General features: G+C 69.4%; 17 protein-coding genes and 2 pseudogenes. 7 read left to right on the top strand and 12 right to left on the bottom strand.

Features of this window, described 5'->3' with window-relative positions; all coding sequences use genetic code 11:
- Positions 1-163: 163 nt before the first annotated feature.
- The 3 genes from AB0B61_RS46750 to AB0B61_RS46760 are packed head-to-tail and all read right to left on the bottom strand — an operon-like array spanning position 164 to position 2,593.
- Positions 164-1,822: a hypothetical protein gene (locus tag AB0B61_RS46750; RefSeq protein ID WP_358447122.1), complete on the bottom strand. Its 1,659-nt coding sequence runs from the start codon at positions 1,820-1,822 to the stop codon at positions 164-166.
- On the bottom strand, positions 1,794-2,120 hold the full coding sequence (locus AB0B61_RS46755; RefSeq protein ID WP_358447125.1) for a helix-turn-helix transcriptional regulator: 327 nt from the start codon (positions 2,118-2,120) through the stop codon (positions 1,794-1,796). Before AB0B61_RS46755 ends, AB0B61_RS46750 begins: the two co-directional genes overlap by 29 nt.
- On the bottom strand, positions 2,117-2,593 hold the full coding sequence (locus tag AB0B61_RS46760) for a tyrosine-type recombinase/integrase (protein WP_358447246.1): 477 nt from the start codon (positions 2,591-2,593) through the stop codon (positions 2,117-2,119). The genes AB0B61_RS46755 and AB0B61_RS46760 overlap by 4 nt, the downstream gene beginning before the upstream one ends.
- Here AB0B61_RS46760 and AB0B61_RS46765 point away from each other — a divergent pair.
- Entirely contained in the window at positions 2,487-3,323 is an 837-nt protein-coding gene (locus AB0B61_RS46765; RefSeq protein WP_358447248.1) for an aldehyde dehydrogenase family protein, read from the top strand. The genes AB0B61_RS46760 and AB0B61_RS46765 overlap by 107 nt on opposite strands.
- On the opposite strand, the gene AB0B61_RS46770 is transcribed toward AB0B61_RS46765, so the two are convergent.
- Entirely contained in the window at positions 3,235-3,855 is a 621-nt protein-coding gene (locus tag AB0B61_RS46770; RefSeq protein ID WP_358447128.1) for a dihydrofolate reductase family protein, read from the bottom strand. The two genes, AB0B61_RS46765 and AB0B61_RS46770, sit on opposite strands and share 89 nt — an antisense overlap.
- 176 nt (positions 3,856-4,031) lie before the next feature.
- Between AB0B61_RS46770 and AB0B61_RS46775 the strand changes: the two genes are divergently transcribed.
- Positions 4,032-4,619: a helix-turn-helix domain-containing protein gene (locus tag AB0B61_RS46775; RefSeq protein WP_358447130.1), complete on the top strand. Its 588-nt coding sequence runs from the start codon at positions 4,032-4,034 to the stop codon at positions 4,617-4,619.
- Between the two features lie 239 nt (positions 4,620-4,858).
- Here AB0B61_RS46775 and AB0B61_RS46780 read toward each other — a convergent pair whose 3' ends face one another.
- Positions 4,859-5,080, bottom strand: coding sequence for a hypothetical protein (locus tag AB0B61_RS46780; RefSeq protein WP_358447133.1), 222 nt, complete (start codon positions 5,078-5,080; stop codon positions 4,859-4,861).
- Between the two features lie 426 nt (positions 5,081-5,506).
- On the opposite strand from AB0B61_RS46780, the gene AB0B61_RS46785 reads away from it, so the two are divergent.
- Entirely contained in the window at positions 5,507-6,298 is a 792-nt protein-coding gene (locus tag AB0B61_RS46785; RefSeq protein WP_358447250.1) for a maleylpyruvate isomerase family mycothiol-dependent enzyme, read from the top strand.
- A 157-nt stretch (positions 6,299-6,455) separates the two neighbouring features.
- On the opposite strand, the pseudogene AB0B61_RS46790 reads toward AB0B61_RS46785, so the two are convergent.
- Positions 6,456-6,812, bottom strand: a pseudogene (locus tag AB0B61_RS46790) (Tn3 family transposase); the annotation flags it as partial.
- Here AB0B61_RS46790 and AB0B61_RS46795 point away from each other — a divergent pair.
- From AB0B61_RS46795 to AB0B61_RS46805, 3 genes and pseudogenes are all read left to right on the top strand, one after another.
- A complete protein-coding gene (locus AB0B61_RS46795) occupies positions 6,736-6,909 on the top strand; it encodes a hypothetical protein (protein ID WP_358447254.1) in 174 nt (57 codons plus the stop codon). The pseudogene AB0B61_RS46790 and the gene AB0B61_RS46795 sit on opposite strands and share 77 nt — an antisense overlap.
- A gap of 621 nt (positions 6,910-7,530) precedes the next feature.
- Positions 7,531-7,929 (top strand): annotated as a pseudogene (locus tag AB0B61_RS46800) (S8 family serine peptidase); the annotation flags it as partial.
- 103 nt (positions 7,930-8,032) lie between these two features.
- Positions 8,033-8,908 carry a hypothetical protein gene (locus tag AB0B61_RS46805; RefSeq protein ID WP_358447255.1) on the top strand — a complete coding sequence of 292 codons (876 nt, stop codon included), beginning with the start codon at positions 8,033-8,035 and terminating at the stop codon, positions 8,906-8,908.
- Positions 8,909-9,093: 185 nt separating this feature from the next.
- Here the strand turns inward: AB0B61_RS46805 and AB0B61_RS46810 are convergent, their stop codons facing one another.
- The 5 genes from AB0B61_RS46810 to AB0B61_RS46830 form a co-directional block, all read right to left on the bottom strand.
- Entirely contained in the window at positions 9,094-9,978 is an 885-nt protein-coding gene (locus AB0B61_RS46810; protein ID WP_358447136.1) for a helix-turn-helix domain-containing protein, read from the bottom strand.
- Positions 9,979-10,009: 31 nt separating this feature from the next.
- The gene (locus AB0B61_RS46815) at positions 10,010-10,837 is read right to left on the bottom strand and encodes an alpha/beta hydrolase (RefSeq protein ID WP_358447138.1); all 828 of its coding nucleotides are present in this window, start codon (positions 10,835-10,837) and stop codon (positions 10,010-10,012) included.
- A 126-nt stretch (positions 10,838-10,963) separates the two neighbouring features.
- Entirely contained in the window at positions 10,964-12,679 is a 1,716-nt protein-coding gene (locus tag AB0B61_RS46820) for an ABC transporter ATP-binding protein (RefSeq protein WP_358447141.1), read from the bottom strand.
- Positions 12,676-14,496, bottom strand: coding sequence for an ABC transporter ATP-binding protein (locus tag AB0B61_RS46825; RefSeq protein WP_358447143.1), 1,821 nt, complete (start codon positions 14,494-14,496; stop codon positions 12,676-12,678). The genes AB0B61_RS46820 and AB0B61_RS46825 overlap by 4 nt, the downstream gene beginning before the upstream one ends.
- Before the next feature lie 1,183 nt (positions 14,497-15,679).
- Complete coding sequence (locus AB0B61_RS46830; protein ID WP_358447145.1) at positions 15,680-15,847, bottom strand: hypothetical protein; 168 nt, start codon at positions 15,845-15,847, stop codon at positions 15,680-15,682.
- A gap of 166 nt (positions 15,848-16,013) precedes the next feature.
- Here AB0B61_RS46830 and AB0B61_RS46835 point away from each other — a divergent pair, with 166 nt between their 5' ends.
- The gene (locus AB0B61_RS46835; RefSeq protein WP_358447148.1) at positions 16,014-16,439 is read left to right on the top strand and encodes a hypothetical protein; all 426 of its coding nucleotides are present in this window, start codon (positions 16,014-16,016) and stop codon (positions 16,437-16,439) included.
- Here AB0B61_RS46835 and AB0B61_RS46840 read toward each other — a convergent pair.
- Positions 16,411-17,283 (bottom strand): LysR family transcriptional regulator, encoded by an 873-nt coding sequence (locus AB0B61_RS46840; protein ID WP_358447151.1) that lies wholly within the window; start codon positions 17,281-17,283, stop codon positions 16,411-16,413. The genes AB0B61_RS46835 and AB0B61_RS46840 overlap by 29 nt on opposite strands.
- Positions 17,284-17,413 lie beyond the last annotated feature (130 nt).

Below are 17,413 nucleotides of genomic sequence, written 5' to 3' on the forward strand. Positions count from 1 at the left end.
TCCGCACCGTAAGCGAATCGAGACCTTAGCCGCAGAGACCGGGCTATCCGCAGGTCAGACGCTATTTCGTTGAAAATTTCTTCATTGCTACCGGGACCCCTTGATTTCCCAGGGTTCAGGCGAACTGAAGGGTCTTCAGGATGAACTCATGGGTCTTCAGCTTTCATAGGGCGTTTGGACCCTTGGGTTCGTCTCGACTGGCGGGGTCTTGTTCCTCGATCATGGTCGCGAGGAGGGCTCGGGCGTTCTCGGCGTAGTGGATGGCGGTTTTGGGGTCCAGGCCGAAGACGGCGGCGAGGTGGAGAGGGTCGGGGCCATGTGTGAGGGCTTCTTGGAGTTGCCGGTCGACGCGCAGGCGTTCGAGGGTTGCGGCCTGGCCACGTAGTCGTGTCTTGGCGAAGTAGATGGTGCTGACCGGAGCCGTTCCGTGGGCACTCATCTGGTTGATGAGTAGGTGCGGGTTGGTGGTGTCGGGCCAGCGGGTGCGGCGGAACTCCAGCCATTCGAGCAGGATCTGGTGGGTGAAGTCATCGATCGGCCGGGGGCGTCCGGCGATGGTGAGCCGTCGGTTGCCCAGGTCGGCGTCCTCCAGCAGGAGGGCGCGGATAGCGCCGGGGCGGGCGGCGTGGACGGCGGCGAGCATGAGGGCGAGCCGGGCCGCCGGGGTGGTGGCTGCTTGGACGGCCTGGTCGACGTCGTCGGGGGCGAGTGGTTGCGCGAGCTGGTAGGGCTGCTGGCCGACCTTGATGCCGCGGGTGGGGTTGCGGAAGATCTTTCCGGTCTTCCCGCAGAAGGCGAACAGCGAACGCAGGCAGATCAGCAGCTGGATCCGGTGGGAGCCGGTCAGGTCATCGAGGGCGGCCAGGACGTCCTCGCGGGTGACCTCGCGCAGGTGGTCATAGCGCTGTGACCAGGCCAGGAGGGTGGGCTGGACGTTGTTCATGTGTGACCAGACGGTGCCCAGGTCGCGTGCCTTGGTGCGAGCTCCTCCCTGGTGCAGGGTCCGCAGCCAGTGCTCGGTCTCGGCGCGGATGCCGTCGGCCAGGCCGTCGAGCTTGCGCTCCAGCCAGGCTTCGAGGGAGGGAGGCCGGTCATCGATGAGCACGCCCATCTCGGCCAGGACCTCGGCCACTCGCTCGACGCTGATGTCCAGGGCCCGGACGGCGGGAAACAGCTCGGAGTAGCGGATGACGTCGCCGGCAGCGTGCCGGGACAGCACGACGGCTAAGGCCCTCCGGACGTTATCGTGCATGCCCCTGCGCCGGCCGTGGGTCTCGCCGAGCTGGTGGGCGACATAGATCGCCCACCTCAGCCAGGGGTTACCGGGGTCGGTGCCGGTGGCGGCGTCGAAGCGGGTGAAGTCGCGGCGCGCATCGAGCAGCCGGAGCTGGATCCAGCGGATCGGTGGGTGCCGGGCAGCTTCAGAGGGCGGCTTGCGAGGCGCGCCGCGCCGATCGTGGGTGCGGGGCGGGGCCGTCGAGGCGCCTCGGCTGTTGAGCATGCCGGCGAAGAACAGCTGATGGAAGGCACCGATCTGGTCCAGGAAGTGGGAGGCGATGGCCCTTCCGCCTGCTGGGCCGGTCGCGTGAGCCTCGGCCCGGGCTTGGTTCCAGCACAAGCGGCAGTGACGGTTGCGCAGCAGGGCCGACCGGCCGCACCCGGCGCAGGGTTGCTCGTCACCGCGGTGCTTGTCGCGCCATAAGGTGCAGGCGGCGCAGCGTCGCCCGTTCAAGATGCCCCAGGCCATGCAGTCGATGCAGCTGGCCGGGCTGCGTTCGGCGGAGTAGGGCATCTCACGCAGGCGGCAGCGAGCGGCCGTCACGCTGGCGTGGTGTCACCATCGGCGCGTTCGAGGCCGCGGCCGACGCCGGGACTGTCTGCTGGTCGTCGGCCTTGCGCACCTTGTCCGGCTCAGGGATCAGGAGTTCTTCGACGCCGCAGTTCAGCACCGCGCAGATGACGTTGAGGTCGTCGAGCTTGATGCTGGCCGGCTCGCCCGACCACAGGCCGGACATCTTCCCGGCGCTGATCGTCAGGCCATGCTCGGCGAGCATCCGCTGCAGCTGGCTGGCCTTCCAGATGCCGCGGTTGGCCGCCGCCAGCCGCAAATTCCACTTCATCGCCGTAGTCCTTCCAGCCGGGTGGCCGCGCGCTGCTGGCCCGCTGCCCAGGCGTCCTCGATGTGAGTGCCGGTGACGTGCACGTACTTCATCGTGGTGGCGATCCAGGCATGGCCGAGCAACTGCTGGATGGCGATCAGGTCCATGCCGTGCTGATAGAGCTGAGAGGCGCAGAAGTGCCGCAGCACGTGCGGGGTCAGGACATCGGCCCATTCCGGCAGATGGGAGGCGGCGGCCCTGGCCAGAGCCGCCCGGAGCGTCTCATCGCCGACCCGGGCTCCTGCAGGTTCAGCGCGCCGCCCACCTTCGCGACGGAGCACCTCCCTGGCGGCGCGGCGCAACGATCTGGCCAGGTTCAAGACGGCGCTGATCGCCCGGCGCCGCGCCATCGAGGAGGCGATCAACACCGACTTCGGACACCGCTCACGACACGAGACCGCGATCATCGAGATCGTGGGCGTCGTGCAAGGCATCGCATACCTGCAGCGCAACCTCCGCCGGTTCATGCGCCCGACCCGCCGCCACATCGACCTGCTACTGCGTTTCGGCAGCAACCACATCGAATACCAGCCGCTCGGCGTGGTCGGGGTCATCTCGCCGTGGAACTGCCCCATCAACCTGTCGCTGATGCCCGTGGTCACCGCGACCGCCGCCGGTAGCCGCGTCATGCTCAAACCGTCGAAGCTGACCCCGGCGACGAACGCGGTGCTCGTGTCGATGCTCGCCGAACTGTTCCCGCCGGAGCAGGTCACCATGGTCAACGGCGACGGTTCCGCGTTCTCCTCCTTGCCGTTCGACCATCTCGTCTTCACTCGGCGGCAAGTCCCCGACCATCGTGGCCAAGGGGCACGTAACAGATCAGGCCGTCGCCGACATCGCCTGTCCTACCCGCGCGCCGAGTACCTGTTCAAGACCGCCTCCGCCGAGTTCGACCCGCACGGCGACGGCTGGACGCCTGCATCAGTTGCTCCACTCGGCGCTGACCTACCTGGCTGCCGCCGGCCGCACCGCCCCCGAGCTGCAGGCCGAGTTCCGCCACCAGCGCCTGGCCGGCCTCGGCCGCTACGTACGCCTGGGCGAGGAGACCTCCGCGCGCATCACCGTGCCGCTCTGCCTACGTCGGCCGCGCCGGGTGGTATTCCGGTTGTCCGGCCGGTCGGTACACGTGCACGCCGACGCCCCTTGCGTCGATGTGGGAGCTGATGACCTCGAGCGCGGCGTCGGGCCCATCGTCTGGAAACAGCCGCATGCCCTGTCCGAGAAGCACGGGAACGACCAGCAGCGTCAGTTCGTCGACGAGGCCGGCGGCGAGCAATGAGCGGATCAGGGTCGCGCTCCCGTGTACCTGGATCTCGCCCGATGACGATTCCTTCAGTTCCCTGATCCCCGCGGTCGCATCCCCGGGCAGCAACGTGACAGGTCCCCACGACGGCTGCGCGAGACTGTTCGATGCGACGTACTTCTGCGTCCCGTTGAGCGCGACCCCGATGGGGTGCGCCTGCATCTCCGGCCGGGTGCCCCAGGTCTCGGCGAACATCTCGTAGGTGCGCCGCCCGAACAGGAACGCATCCGCCCGCTGATAGGTCCCGCTGATCATCTCGCCGGTGTCATCGGCGAATGCCCCAAGCGCCCAGCCGTCCCGCGTGAACCCGCTCGCCAATTCCTCGGGAGTCGCGTGACCGTTGCCCTGCATCACACCGTCCACGGTGATCTGCGTCATCGTCGTCAGCCTCATGTCTCCATCGTGGCGCGCACCGGCGTCCGGCGGCAACCATGCGTGCCGAAACGGCAACAGCGCGCGCCGCAGGCTGACCGGCCTCCTCTGGATGGCGCAGAGAGGGTTGATCCTGTCCGTCCGGAACACCATGCTGTTCCGGCAGCATCGTGAGGCGGAAGAGCAAGAGGTCGAGCATGGGGGACGAGCTGTCCGCGGTCGGTCCTCGGTTGCGTGCGATCCGGGAGTCGCGGCGCATGACCATCAGGTCGGTGTCGGATGCCACGGGCATCTCGACAAGCACGCTCTCCCGACTCGAGTCGGGGGACAGGCGCGCCAAGCTTGAGTTGCTGATGCCGCTGGCGAGGCTCTACCGGCTGCCGCTCGACGACCTCGTCGGCGCACCTGCCCTCGGAGATCCCCGGATCCACCCCCGTCCGCGGGTCCGGGACGGCGTCATCACGATGCCGCTTTCCAGCGGTTCCGGGGCGTGGGAGGCCTTCAAGCAGGTGCATCCGCCAGCGCCGGACAAGCCGATCAGGCAATGGGTCCACCCGGGATGGGACTGGATCTACGTGATCGCCGGACGGATGCGGCTCCTCATCGGCGAGGACGAGCTGATCGTCGCCGCCGGAGACGCCGTCGAGTTCGACACGCGCGTGCCGCACGGCTTCGGCAACCCTGGGCCCGAGGTCCTCGAAGTGCTGTGCATGTTCAACCCCGACGGAGCGAAGCTGCACAGCCGGGCAGTCGAGATGGGAGAGAGACCCGACGATGCCGGCTGAATGTCGGGCCGTGCAGGTGGGGCGGTCGCAGAAGTGCCGCGTCGGGTCCAACTTGGTCTGCCCCCTTGATCCGCTGATGTCCGGTTTTCCGGGCTGTTGAGCGCCACTTCGACGGCCTGCCGGAAACCTGCTAATCCCGACACCCGACGAAGGGGCGGGGAGGGCAAGGACGCGCGCCTGTGGTGCCGATGTCCCGGCGGTGTTGGCGGGCGCGGTTTCGCGTGTTCGACGCTCTGCGATCAGTACGGAGTCGAACAGGCCGGAAACAATGTGTCGAGGTCGTCTCGGCGCAGCCGTACCAGTCGGAGTCGGCCCTGCACAGTCGTCCACGTCACGCCGGCCTCGCGCAGCACCCGGTAGTGGTGCGACAGCGTTGTCTGGTGCACGTCGATCTCCCCGCCGATCGCGTCGCAGGCGTCCTGGCCCATCTGGTCGAGCCGCCGCACGATTTCCAGCCGCACTGGATCAGCCAGTGCGCACAGCCCCTCGACCAGCCGGATGGCCTCGGTCGCCGGCTGTGACCGAACGGGTCGCCCGTTGACGGGGGGCCAGACCAAGTACGAGAGAAAGGGTGCCGCGGGCGCGGGCGGATTCGTGGCCTTTCAGGGTGCGGTCGCGGATGTATTCGCGTTCCATCCCCGACAATGCGGCCGGGACGGTGAACACGACGCCGGAGGGGTCGTGGGAGCCCTGCAGTTCGCCGGTGAGGAAGTGCAATCTTGGCTACTGTTCGTGTTCGCAGAAATGGTCGTTCATGAGAATGACCGTGTGTGACGCGCGGTCGGCGGCGGAGAGGTCCTCCATCATCTCTCCGCGGTGGTGAGGGTCCGCCCGCGATGGCGGCTGTGAAAATCGCTGTCCGGCAGTGATAGGGATTCAGGGTGACAATGACACTCGAGTTCCCCGTTCTGCTGCGACTGCTCGACGATCGGTCGACCGCCTTCCGCGCCGCGGTCGCCTCCGCGCCCAGCCTCGACGTACAGGTGCCGACCTGCCCCGAGTGGACGCTGTTCGATCTGGCGCAGCACATCGGCGAGGGACGCCGCGACTGGGCCGTCACCGTCGCCGCAGGGCCTGCTCCGGCCAAATCCGCAGCGGAGGGCGCCCCGGCCGCGCCTCGGGAGCGCGAGGCCCTGCTGGCCTGGTTGGCGGAGTCCACGGAGCAACTGCTGGACGCATTGCGGAAGGCCGGCCCGGATCGCGGTTGCTGGACGTGGTGGGAGACGTCGCAGTCGCCGCAGACCTCCAGTGCCGTAGCTCGGCACCAGCTCCAGCAGATGGCGGTGCACACCTACGACGCCCAGATCACCGTGGGTGCCCCGCAGCCGCTGCCGGCCGAGGTGGCACTCGACGGGGTCGACGAGTTCCTGTCCACCTGCGTCGCGACGACGAGTGCCTGGCCGCACAAGCCCGCTGTCGTCGACTTCCACGCCTCCGAGGGCCGCTCCTGGCGCCTCTCGCTCTCCGCCGACGGCGCACGGACCGCCCGTCTCCCCGGGCCCGGCACCATATCGGCCACCGCTGCCGACCAGGACCCGGACGCGGCCAACGCCTCCGCCTGGGGCACGGCCGACGAGCTGGTCCTCATCCTGCACGACCGTATCCCGGTCAACTCCCTGAAGCTCGACGGCGACCGACGTCTCTTCGACCAGCTCAGCGCCTGGGACCCGGATGAGTAGGACGTGACGATGCGCCCCCTCGTACGCCTCGAGGCATGTCTCCCGGCTACGGCGACAGCCGCGCCGTGGTGGCCTCGGGGCCGCTGGGGGAGCAGGCCGCCACGGCTGCCAAGCGGCTGACCAAGGGCGGCCGAGCGGGTTCAGGTTCTTGCGCTTGCCGGGCGATGTCCTCGTCCCGGATTTTGTGGCCCTCGGCGCGGAGTTGGGCGGCGTCGATGTAGCGGGTCGTCCAGAGCACGATGGCGTTGGGGACCAGGCCGAGCGCGCCGAGCTGGTCCTCCATCCCGTCGCGGTACGCCTGGTGGATGGTGCCGCGCTTGCCGTGGCACACGTCGCGGGCGAGCGTGTGGCGGGATTCCTGCACGGTGAGCTGGTGGTTCATCTGACGGCGGTAGGTGTCGTCGACCGGGTCGACCATCCGCATCAGGTGCTCGGTCTTGGCGATCCGCGTCCGGCTGCACGTGCTGGATCGCGGGCGGCTCGTCGTCTCCGGCTCGCCGAAGGAGGTGATCACTCCTGAACTGCTGGACGCGGTCTTCGGTGTCAAGGCCGCGATCGTCGCCCATCCGCTCACCGGCGGCGTACTGATCGCGGCCGACCATCTCGCTTGAGCGACCACCGGCTCTTTCGCGCCGTCAAGCCCGGCGGCGCTTCTGCGGCGCGGCCAACGGATCTTGACTATACTACGTTGAAAGAAGTATTGCCGCCATCCGCACTCAAGATCACCTCTTGGTGGAGGAAGTTCATGACCTCAGGCGGCATTCTCGCGTCCGCTCTTCTCGCCGCCGCGACGATCGTGGCACCAGTACCCTCGGAACGACCGGCGGCCGATGTCGTCACCCTGATCACGGGTGACCGCGTCACGCTCACAGGCGGGAACGTACGCGTGGAACCCGGTCCGGGCAGGCGGGCGGGATTCGTCCGGCAGGTGATCGGCGGCCACACGTACGTGATCCCGTTCGATGCCCGTCCCCTAGTGGAAGGACCTGACCGGCGGCGGCGCCCGTACGCTCACAGCGGGCACGTCGAAGCTGTGGCTGGATGGCCAGCGCTCCTGGAACCTGAACAAGAGCGTCCAGCAGATCGGCGCCACCGAAGCCTGGAAACAGGGCTTGACCGGCAAGGACGTCACGGTGGCCGTGCTCGACTCCGGCTACGACCCCGACCACCCCGATCTCATCGGCAAGGTCGGCGGCAGCCTCGGCGCTCGGGACTCCGCGATCCTGGCGGGCATGGAATGGGCCGCGACAGAAGTCAAGGCCAAGGTCGTCAACCTCAGTCTCGGCAACACCGACACCCCGGAGCTCGATCCCGTCGAGCAGGCGGTGAACACACTGTCGGAGCGGACCGGGACCTTGTTCGTCATCTCGGCGGGCAACAGCGGTAGCCGGGCCCCGGTCTCCAGCCCCGGCAGCGCCGACGCCGCCCTGACGGTCGGCGCAGTGGACGACCACGACCAGGTCGCCGGGTTCTCCAGCCGGGGCCCCCGCGAGGGCGACCACGCGATCAAGCCGGACCTGACGGCCCCGGGCGTGGACATCATGGCCGCGCAGGCGGGCGGCACGTACGTGGAGCACAGCGGCACCTCGATGGCCGCCCCGCACGTGGCCGGAGCCGCCGCGATCATGGCGCAGCAGCACCCCGAGTGGACCGGAGCCCGGCTCAAGGCCGCCCTGACCGGCAGCGCGGCGCCCACCACCCGGCGCCACCCCGTACGAGCAGGGCACGGGCCGGGTGGACCTGGTCCGAACCCTTGTCCAGCCGGTTCTCGCCGAGCCCGGCAACCTGTGGGCCGCCTTCCCCTGGGGCGGCCAGGACGCGCGCGTGCAGACCAAGACCCTCACCCACACCAACACCGGCGACACCGCCGTCACACTCGACCTCGCCACCCAGGGCAGCGAGTTCCCCGAGACGCTGGACGTGAGGCTCCCCGGCGCCGCGACCTACTACCGCACTCCGGGGCTCACCTGGGACAGCTCCTGGGAAACGGGCACCTCCTCGGTGCGTGACGCCGGCAGGACCATCAAGCGCGGCACCACGAAGGAGGTGTGGAACGCCGCCGTCACCGGCACCGCGACCCTCACCGGCGATGGCCGGACGATCGCCGAGACCACGCTGGCCGGCTGCCTGTTCGCGATCTGCGAGCTCACCGCCGACCTGCCCGGGCAGCGGGCGGACTACGTGCTCACCACGTCGATGCGCAGGCAGGTGCCGCACTCGGCGCTGTCCACGAGCGTGGAGACGTCCTGGACGTTCACCTCCGGGCGGACGTCCGAGGCCAAGCCGCTTCCGCTGCTGGCCGTCCGCTATGCCCCGGCGGGGCTCGACGCTTTCAGCCGTGCCCGTCCTGGCACGGTGACCAGGGTGCCCGTCCGGGTGGAACGCAACCCCGGCGCGCCGCAGGCTCGGGTGACCTCGTTCAGGCTGGAGGTGTCCTCCGACGATGGCGCGACCTGGCTCTCCGTGCCGAGCGTCCCGACCGGCTCCGGCTGGACGGCCGCCGTGCCCAACCCGCGCACGGCCGGGTTCGTCTCCCTGAGAGCCACGGCGACCGACACCTCGGGAACGACCGTCAAACAAACCGTCATCCGCGCCTACGCCGTCGGCTGACCTGGAGAAACAGAATCTCAGAAGCCGGGCGGCGGGGTCGCGCCCGCCCCTGGCTCGACGGGCAGGACGATCACGCCGTCACCTTTTCGCCGAGTTTGGTGGCCAGCGGCACGCCGAACGGCAGACATAGGAGGTGGGAGTTCTGGTTGGCGGCCATGGGGTTGATGATGGCCGGTGTGGGAGGGTCATTCCGAGGCGGGAGCTTTGCGCGTGTGGCTCATCGCAGGAAAGCGTGCTGCGCCGGCGGGCGATGAAGCCGGCCATGCGACGTCGTCGACCGCGAGCCACGGCGCGACCGCCAGGGCCGTGGGCGTGAGCCCGGCGAACGTCGCGATCTCGCGGTGAAGGTGGGACTGGTCGACGTAGCCGTTCTCGGCGGCTACGCGGGAGGCGGCGTGACCCGCCGCGAGAAGGTGGGCGGCGTGGTCGAAGCGCACCAGCCGGGCGGCGCGTTTGGGGGTGATGCCGAGCTGGGACCGGAAGCGGGACCACAGGCGCTTGCGGCTCCAGCCGACCTCGTCCGCCAGGCCGTCGACCCGCACCCGGCCCCGGCTGGACAGCGTCCGCCGCCAGGCGTGGGCGACGTGGGGGTCGACCGGCGGGTGGTCGCCCAGCCGCCGGCCCAGGATGTCCACCGCTGTCGTGAAGCGTTCGTCCCACGACGTGGCGGTGCGCAGCCTGTCCTCGGCCTGCCCGGCGTCGCGGCCCCAGACGTCCTCAAGGGCTGCCACCGTCCCGCTGAGCTCAGCCGATGCGCCGCCCAGCAACGTAGCCGCCGCGACCGGATCCAGCCGGATCTGGAGCAACTGTCCGGCTCCCCGGCCAGTTGCCCGGAGATCGCCGGGGAGTAGCCCGGCGACGACGCTGCCGCGCTCATGCCGGCCAGGGGTTTCGTAGACGACACCTTCTCCCGCGCCCAGATCGACGAGCAGGGTGACGGACGGGTAGGCGATCATGGAGATGTCCACCGAGGCCGGGGCGCGATGGCAGAACCCGGCCATGCTGACCCCCGGCAGCCGAACCGACGGGCGTGGGACCGCGATGTCCACCCACGCCTGGTCAGATGGCATTCCGGCAGGCAACACATGGCCAGTCTAGGCATCAGGGATCACGGGTCGTCGTCGGCCCCGCCGCCGTGAAGTCCAGCAGCAGTTTGCCGATCGTCTCGGGCGCTTCCAGCATGGGTAGGTGCCCGACGCCGGGTAGCAGTTCGACCCGCGCGCCCGGCACCGCGTCGTATCGATGCGCCGACGACGGCTCCCAACGGGGGTCGGCAGCACCGAAGATCACCCGCACGGGGACTCCGAGGGCGGCGAGCCGCTCGGGCACGCTCCGTTCGGTGATGTACGCGGTGTTCTGGCGCAGCACCGTCCTCATCACGCGGTAGGTGATGCCCCGTACATCGGCGACCACGTCGTCCGGGAGGTCCACGGGGCGAACGGCCGTCGCGCTGATCCCCTTGCGGATCATCGCATCCGAACGCCTCGGCCACATGAGCGGGCCCAGCGGCGGGGCCAGCAGCACCCGAAGGATGAACGGCTGCCGGAGGAGCGCGTCCGGACTCGGGCCAGTACTGATCAACGCGAGCGAACCCACGAGGTCAGGACGTTGCTCGGCCAGCGCGGTGGCGACGTAGCCGCCGCTGGAGTGCCCGGCCACGGCGACGTGACGAAGCCCGAGGTCGTCCAGCAGCGCCGCCACCTGACCCGCCTGCGCGGGCACGTCATACGACGGCGCGGGCGGGGACTGGCCGCAACCCGGGAGGTCGACCCGGATGACGTGATGGTGACCGGCCAGCGCCGGGACCACCGGACCCCAGAAACCGCCCGAGGCCCCCGACCCGTGGATGAGCAACAACGGTGGCGCCTGCCGCGGGCCGTCATGGACCACATGCATCCCATGCGAACGTTCAATGTCGTATTCACTCATGCGAAGACTATGCACGCGCGGCCCGCCGCCAGTCTTGGACAAATGTTCCCGCGCAGTCGAAGACCGGCGGCCATCACCATAACGGCCGTACCGAGGTTCCAAGGCCGGAACACGGGCCCGGCGGGCTCATTCCCGCGCGGCGGGAGCGATGGAGATGTTCCAGAAGCCGGCGTAGCGGCCGCCATGGTCGAGCAGTTCGTCGTGGCTGCCTTCCTCCACGATCCGGCCGCCGTCCAGAAAGACGATGCGGTCGGCGCGCCGGACGGTCCGCATCCTATGCGCCACCAGCACCACCGTCCGCCCCGCCATCAGGCGCTCGATGCCCTCGTGGACGGCCGCCTCGTTGACCGGGTCCAGCGCCGAGGTCACCTCGTCCAGCAGCACGATGGGCGCGTTCTTCAGCAGCGCCCGCGCGATCGAGACACGCTGGCGCTCACCACCTGACAGCAGCGCGCCGCCCTCGCCGACGTTCGCAGCCCATCCTCCGGGCAGCCGGTCGATCACCTCGTCCAACCGCGCCGCGGTCGCCGCCGCCCGCACCTCGGCCACGCCTGCGCCGGGACGGCCCAGGCGCACGTTCTCCTCGATCGTGCCGTCGAAGAGATAGACATCCTGGAAGACGATGGCGATCCGCGCCATCAACGCCTCGGTGCTGATCGCGCGCACGTCCACGCCGCCCACGCGCACCGCGCCGGCGTCCACGTCGTAGAAGCGCGCCAGCAGCTGCAGCAGAGTGCTCTTGCCGGCGCCGGACGGTCCGACGACCGCGAGCCGCTGTCCTTCAGGGATGGTGAGCGACACCTCGTCGAACACCGTGAGCGCGCCGTGCCGGAAGGCGACGGCGTCGAACTCCAGGCCGTGGTGCGCCGGCTGGATCGGCTCGCGGGGTTCCCGCAGCGGCTCGGTGCGCAGCACCGTCTCGAGTCTGGCCAGCTCCGAACGCGCGCCGCGCAGTTTGCCGCCCATGTCCGACAGCGACAGCAGCGGGTCGGCGCAGCGGGCGGCCAGCACCAGGATCGCCAGGATCTCCGCCGCGCCGATGTTCCCCCCGAGCGCGAGGTAGGCGCCCAGGACCAGCAGCCCGGTGAAGATCGCCTGCACGGTGACCGTCAGCCCCACGGCGCTGGGCAGCGTCGCCAGCACGGTACGGCGGGAGGCTCGCTGGACATTCCGAAGCGAGTCGTCGAGCAGCTGGAAGCGTTCGCCGGTCCGTCCGCCGGCCCGCAGCACCGGCTGGGCCTGGAGGAACTCGATCACACGCGCGCCGGCCTCCTGGTCGCGTTCGTGACGCTCAACGTCGGCGGCGGCCGTCGCGCGTGCCGTCCAGACCTGGATCGCCGCCACGACGGGTGCGGCGAGCAACGCGGCCAGCCCCATCCGCCAGTTGAAGGCGGTCATCACGGCCACGATGGTCAGGGACGTGACCAGGGCGGAGATGAACGGTGCCAGCAGATGCGCGGCCACGCCCATGGCTTGCAGGAGGCCACGGCCGGCCAGGGCGGACACCTCGCCGATGCGACCGGCGTTGAACCAGCCGAGGGGGAGGCGCGCCAGATGCTCGCCGAGCCGGCGATACATGCCGCGCAACATGGTGGTCCCGACCCGCATGCCGGACAAGTCGCTGATGTAGCGCAGCACGGCGTAGAGGGCGACCGCGGCCCCGAACGCGACCAGCCAGGGCACGGCATCCGCGGGTGTGCTGCCGAGCAGCGCCCGCAGCACCGGGACCAGCAGCGCGTAGGACAAACCTTCGACCACCGCGGTGATCGTCATCAGGATCACGGTGCGGCGCATCGCCCGGGCGTACTCGTCTCCGAGCACGCGCAGCAGCATTCGGATCATCGGGGCTCGTCTCCTCGCAGTACGCCACCGTGGGTTTTGATCTCGTCGGATTGGTGGGATCGCCAGAACGCGGCGAACCTGCCGCCTCGTGTCAGCAGGTCGGCGGGCCTGCCGCGTTCGACGATCGCTCCGTCCTCCAGCACCACGACGGTGTCAGCGTCGGCGACCGTCTCCAGCCGGTGGGCGATGACGACGATCGTGCGGTCGCCGCCCAGCATCGCCAGGGCCCGGCGTACCGCCTGCTCGGTCTGCGGGTCGGCGAAGGAGGTCGCTTCGTCCAGCACCAGCACGGGAGCGTCGGCAAGCAGCGCGCGGGCGATCGAGATCCGCTGCGCCTCGCCTCCGGACAGCTTGGCCTCTTCACCGAGCACCGTGTCGTATCCGTGCGGCAGCTGGAGGATGCGGTCGTGGATGCCGGCCAGCCGGGCGGCGCGGATTACGTCATCGCGGCCGGCCCGCGGCACCGCCAGCGCGATGTTGTCGGCGACCGAGACACGCAGCAGACGGACGTCCTGGAAGACGAAGGACACGTGCCGATGCAGCTCCCGGCCGCCGATCTCGCGCAGATCGACGCCGCCGAGGAGGACCGAGCCGTGGCTGGGGTCGAAGAACCGCGGCAGCAGCTGGACCAGCGTCGACTTCCCGCTTCCCGACGGTCCGACGACCGCGGTGACCGTCCCTGGCTCCAGCACCAGGTCGATGCCGCGCAGCACCTCGTGGCCGGCGTCGTAGGCGAAGCGGACGTCACGCAGCTCCACCCGGTGTCCGCGCGGCGGACGCGGGTGGGCGGGCTCGGGCAGTGGCCGGACCGCGAGCACGTCTTTGATCCGGCCGACCGCGCGGCCGGCGGCCTGCAGGTCGTCGAAGCCATGGCCGAGCGCCGCCACCGGAGCGGTCAGCCCCAGGCCCAGCAGCAGGAACGGCAGCAGGTCCGCCGGCGCCAGGCCGCCGGAGGTGATCAGAGCCGTGCCGCCGATCAGCACGACCAGCAGCACGAACGGCGGCGACAGCGCCAGCTGCATCCCGGCGGCGACCACCGACATGCCGCGCACCCAGCGGGAGAAGATGCTGACGAAGTCGTCGGCGGCCGTCAGGAACGTGCGGTGGGCACGCTCGCCTCCGCCGAACGCCTTGACCACCGAGATGCCCTGCACGAACTCGACGACGGAACTCGCGATCCGTCCCATGGCCGCGTCGTAGGCCTCCTGCTCGCGTGTCCTGGCCGGCAGCATCAGCAGCGGGACCAGCGCTATCGCCAGTACCACCGGGATCAACGTGATCAGCGTGAGCCGCCAGTCGATGGTGAACAGGTAGATCAGCGACACCAGCGGCACCACGAACGCGGCGACGAGCTCGCCGGGGGCGTGAGCGATGAACGGATGCACGGCACTCACGTCCTCGCCCACCACCTTGGCCAGCTCACCGATGCGGCGCCGGGAGAACCAGCCGATCGGGACGCGTCCCAGCGACGCGGCCAACTGCCGGCGGAACGTCAGTTGCACACGGCTGTCGAGAACATGCCCGATCCCCGACGATGCGGCGGTGAACAGCAGCCGGACGAACAGGCCGGCCGCACCCGCGATCACCACAGTCCAGACGTGAGCGTGATCGATCGGGCCGGGCGACAGCAGGGCACGGCCCAGTTCGACGACCGCCAGCAACGGGGCCAGACCCGCGAGCGCGCCGATGGCCTGCACGATCACCACGGCCGCGAAGCTTCGCAGATGGGGACGCAACAGCCGGGTCATGCTCTGTCCCGCCGCGGAATCGGCATGCGATTGCTTGGTCGCCCGAGCGAGGTCGCTGGTGGTGGTCATCGTTCTCCGGTCTCGTCGATCTCGTCACGACCCGGCCCGTGGCCGAGCCGATGGTGGATGAGGGGCGGCGTATACGGGGTCGGCGTATGAGGGGGCCTTCACCACGCGGCTCGATGTCGTACTCATTCATGCGGAGACTGTGCACGGGCGGTCGACTATCAGTCTTGGACAAATGTTCCCTGCGGAGTCGAAGGCCGACGGTCCGCCACCATCGTCTGGATCGGGGTTGCCGTGCGTTAGCGGTCATCGGGAAACCCCGATTGGCGGCCATGACGATCCTGGCGGACGGCCATGGGTGCACGCAGACGGCCAGGAGAATCCCGGCGGGTGGACTCGTCTTCTGAAGGGCCGACCTGCGTACCGGATTGGGTGGGACACGGCCACCTATAGCCAGATCGGCGCCTCGCTCGCTGGCCACCAGGGCCGCGTGTTCGGGGTGAGCCGAACGATCTTCTATCGACGGCATGCACGACTGGCGGGAGACCACCTTTGACCAGGGGGGAGTGGTCACCGTATGCGCCAGCGCACCGTATGAGCTTGACTAGATGCTTGCGTCCAAGCGGTCTTGCCGGTGTTCAGTGGTCGTAGCGGGTCAGTGACCGCTTGGTCGGCCGACGAATGAGGAACCGAAGATCTTCAGGCGTTCCAAGGCACCAAACTTGGCCCTGTCGGGATTAGAAGATTTCACGACACCCTCTGATGGGCCCCGCAAGCCCTCTCAAAAACCGGACATCGAGCGACGAACCGTGACGTCGGACGGCTGGTTCCGCACCCCGAGTTGACGACAGCCGATTTTCCAACAGGAAAATCGGGCTCCACCTCTTCCCGAGGCGAGCCCGGTGCAGATCGTCTGCTCCCGCGTCTCCACCGCGACCCAGTCCCTGCTGCGGCAGCGCCACATCCTCACCGAGGCCGGCCTTCTCGTGCGCACCGAAGGCGTCGCGGAGAGGTTCCGGCCTGCCGACGGCGTCCTCCTCTTCGAGGACCCCGCCACCACCTCCAAGATCCCCGCCCTCGACCGGCCCGCGTTCTGCAAGATCACCGCCAAGGCGCACCTTCGGCGACTCCCTGACGGTCTCGGAGCTGTTCCGGCTCTGCCGCGACCTGCTCGACATCCACGCCGTCCGCAACTGGTGCCAAGCCCGCGGCCTCACCCTGCGCGTCCTGTCCGGACCGCTAAGGATCAGGCGACCAGGTCGAGGTCAAGACGGCGGCCCATGTCGATGTCGATCGTGCCGTACAGGTTGGCGTTGGACCAGAACAGCGGCGAGAGTCCTCGCTTGTCGGCGTCGGCCAGCTTCTTCTGCCAGGCGGTCCTTGAGGACGGACTGAACCAGCGCGGGTCCCGCATCTTCAGGGTGGCGTTGACCAGGGTGGCGATCGCCGCGCGCAGGTTGTCACGGTTGACGAACAGGTGCCGGGTAGCACGCAGATGCGCTGGGCATCCGCGAGGTGACTTACCAACCCGGCACCCAGCCGCTCGCGGTCCGCGACGTGAGGCTCGCATGACGCCGGCTGTGAGGACCGTCGTCCGGTACGGGTTGGCCGTGGCGACTGCGGCGAGCGGCCACATCCACGCGGATCTGTACGTGCACGGGTACCGCGGCATACACGTCATCGGACCGATGTTCCTGCTCCAGGCCGCCGACTCGTTCGCCGTCGCACTTCTGTTGCTGGTCACGGGTACGGCGGTGTCGTTGCTGGGTGCGGCCGGGCTGGCCGGCGGCGCGTTGGTCGGCCTTCTCCTGTCCCGGACGGTCGGCGTCTTCGGTTTTGTCGCGCACGGCTGGCAACCCGCACCGCAAGCCGCGCTCACCATAGTGGCCGAGACGCTCGCCTTGCTGTTGTTGGCGTACCTCGTCGTTTTGCGCGGGCGCCGCACCCCGACGGAGGCAGCGACAGCGGCTCACCGCCCTACCGCACGGCGGTCGCGGCGTGAGTGAGGGCGTCGAGGAGTGCGGCGGTGGCGGGTGGATCGGGTGGTTCGCCGTAGGTGGCCGCGTAGATCCGGCGGGGTGGTGTCGGTAGCGGGGTGGCGGTGATCGCGGGGTGTTGATGGGCGCGCAGGGCCAGCCCGGGAATGGTGGTGACGCCCATCCCCGCGGCGACAAGGCTTTGTATGACGACCATGTCGTCGGTGGTGTAGGCCAGGCGCGGGGAGAAACCGGCGCGTTCGCACATCTCGACGAGGTGGCGGCGGCAGCGTTCGCAGCCGGCGATCCAGGGCTTGCTCGCGTGGTCGGCGAGGAGGGTTCCGCCGCCGGTGGTGAGCAGGTAGAGCGGGTCGTCGAGCAGGTGGGTCAGGCGGACGGAGCCGTCCTCGGGGACGGTGTCGTCGTACCGGAAGATGACGGCGACGTCGACCTGGCCGGCCCGGAGCAACTCCAGCGCGTCCTCTGGGTGGCTGTCGGTCAGGCCCAGCTCCAGGCCGGGATGCTGCCCGGCAAGGACGGTCGCCGCCTGCGGGACCAGTGAGCTCATGACGGAGTTGAAGCCGGCCAGCCTGACCCGGCCGGCGTTCAACCCGACCAGCGCGGCCAGTTCCGCGGTCGCCGAGTCGACCCGGCCGATGATCTCGGCCGCCCGCTCGGCCAGCAGGCGGCCGGCCGCGGTGAGCCGGATCCCGCGGCCCACCCGCTGGATCAGGTGGGCACCGACCTGCGCCTCCAGCCTGGACAGCTGGTGGCTGATCGACGGCTGGGTGTACCGCAGCTCCTTCGCGGCCGCGGTCACCGAGCCGTGCCGCCGCACGGCGTCGATGACGCGAAGCTGTACCAGGGTCACCATGCATAAATTTTAGGCATGCGTCCAGGCGAGAATTGGCATTAGACGTATCAATCGTCACCCGGCATCGTCGTTACCGAGCGAAGGAGACAACGATGATGACGTTCGCGATCGAGACCCTGATGCGTACGGT

Source organism: Nonomuraea sp. NPDC049158, assembly GCF_040648335.1.
In the GTDB taxonomy this organism is placed as follows: Bacteria; Actinomycetota; Actinomycetes; order Streptosporangiales; family Streptosporangiaceae; genus Nonomuraea.

Bases quoted from the DNA above. Each gene is read 5' to 3' on its own strand.
- AB0B61_RS46820 (WP_358447141.1), bottom strand. From the start codon at position 12,679: ATGATCCGAATGCTGCTGCGCGTGCTCGGAGACGAGTACGCCCGGGCG.
- AB0B61_RS46785 (WP_358447250.1), top strand. From the start codon at position 5,507: ATGACACTCGAGTTCCCCGTTCTGCTGCGACTGCTCGACGATCGGTCG.
- AB0B61_RS46770 (WP_358447128.1), bottom strand. From the start codon at position 3,855: ATGAGGCTGACGACGATGACGCAGATCACCGTGGACGGTGTGATGCAG.
- AB0B61_RS46775 (WP_358447130.1), top strand. From the start codon at position 4,032: ATGGGGGACGAGCTGTCCGCGGTCGGTCCTCGGTTGCGTGCGATCCGG.
- AB0B61_RS46760 (WP_358447246.1), bottom strand. From the start codon at position 2,593: ATGCCTTGCACGACGCCCACGATCTCGATGATCGCGGTCTCGTGTCGT.
- AB0B61_RS46830 (WP_358447145.1), bottom strand. From the start codon at position 15,847: ATGCGGGACCCGCGCTGGTTCAGTCCGTCCTCAAGGACCGCCTGGCAG.
- AB0B61_RS46815 (WP_358447138.1), bottom strand. From the start codon at position 10,837: ATGAGTGAATACGACATTGAACGTTCGCATGGGATGCATGTGGTCCAT.
- AB0B61_RS46825 (WP_358447143.1), bottom strand. From the start codon at position 14,496: ATGACCACCACCAGCGACCTCGCTCGGGCGACCAAGCAATCGCATGCC.
- AB0B61_RS46810 (WP_358447136.1), bottom strand. From the start codon at position 9,978: ATGCCATCTGACCAGGCGTGGGTGGACATCGCGGTCCCACGCCCGTCG.
- AB0B61_RS46755 (WP_358447125.1), bottom strand. From the start codon at position 2,120: ATGAAGTGGAATTTGCGGCTGGCGGCGGCCAACCGCGGCATCTGGAAG.
- AB0B61_RS46840 (WP_358447151.1), bottom strand. From the start codon at position 17,283: ATGGTGACCCTGGTACAGCTTCGCGTCATCGACGCCGTGCGGCGGCAC.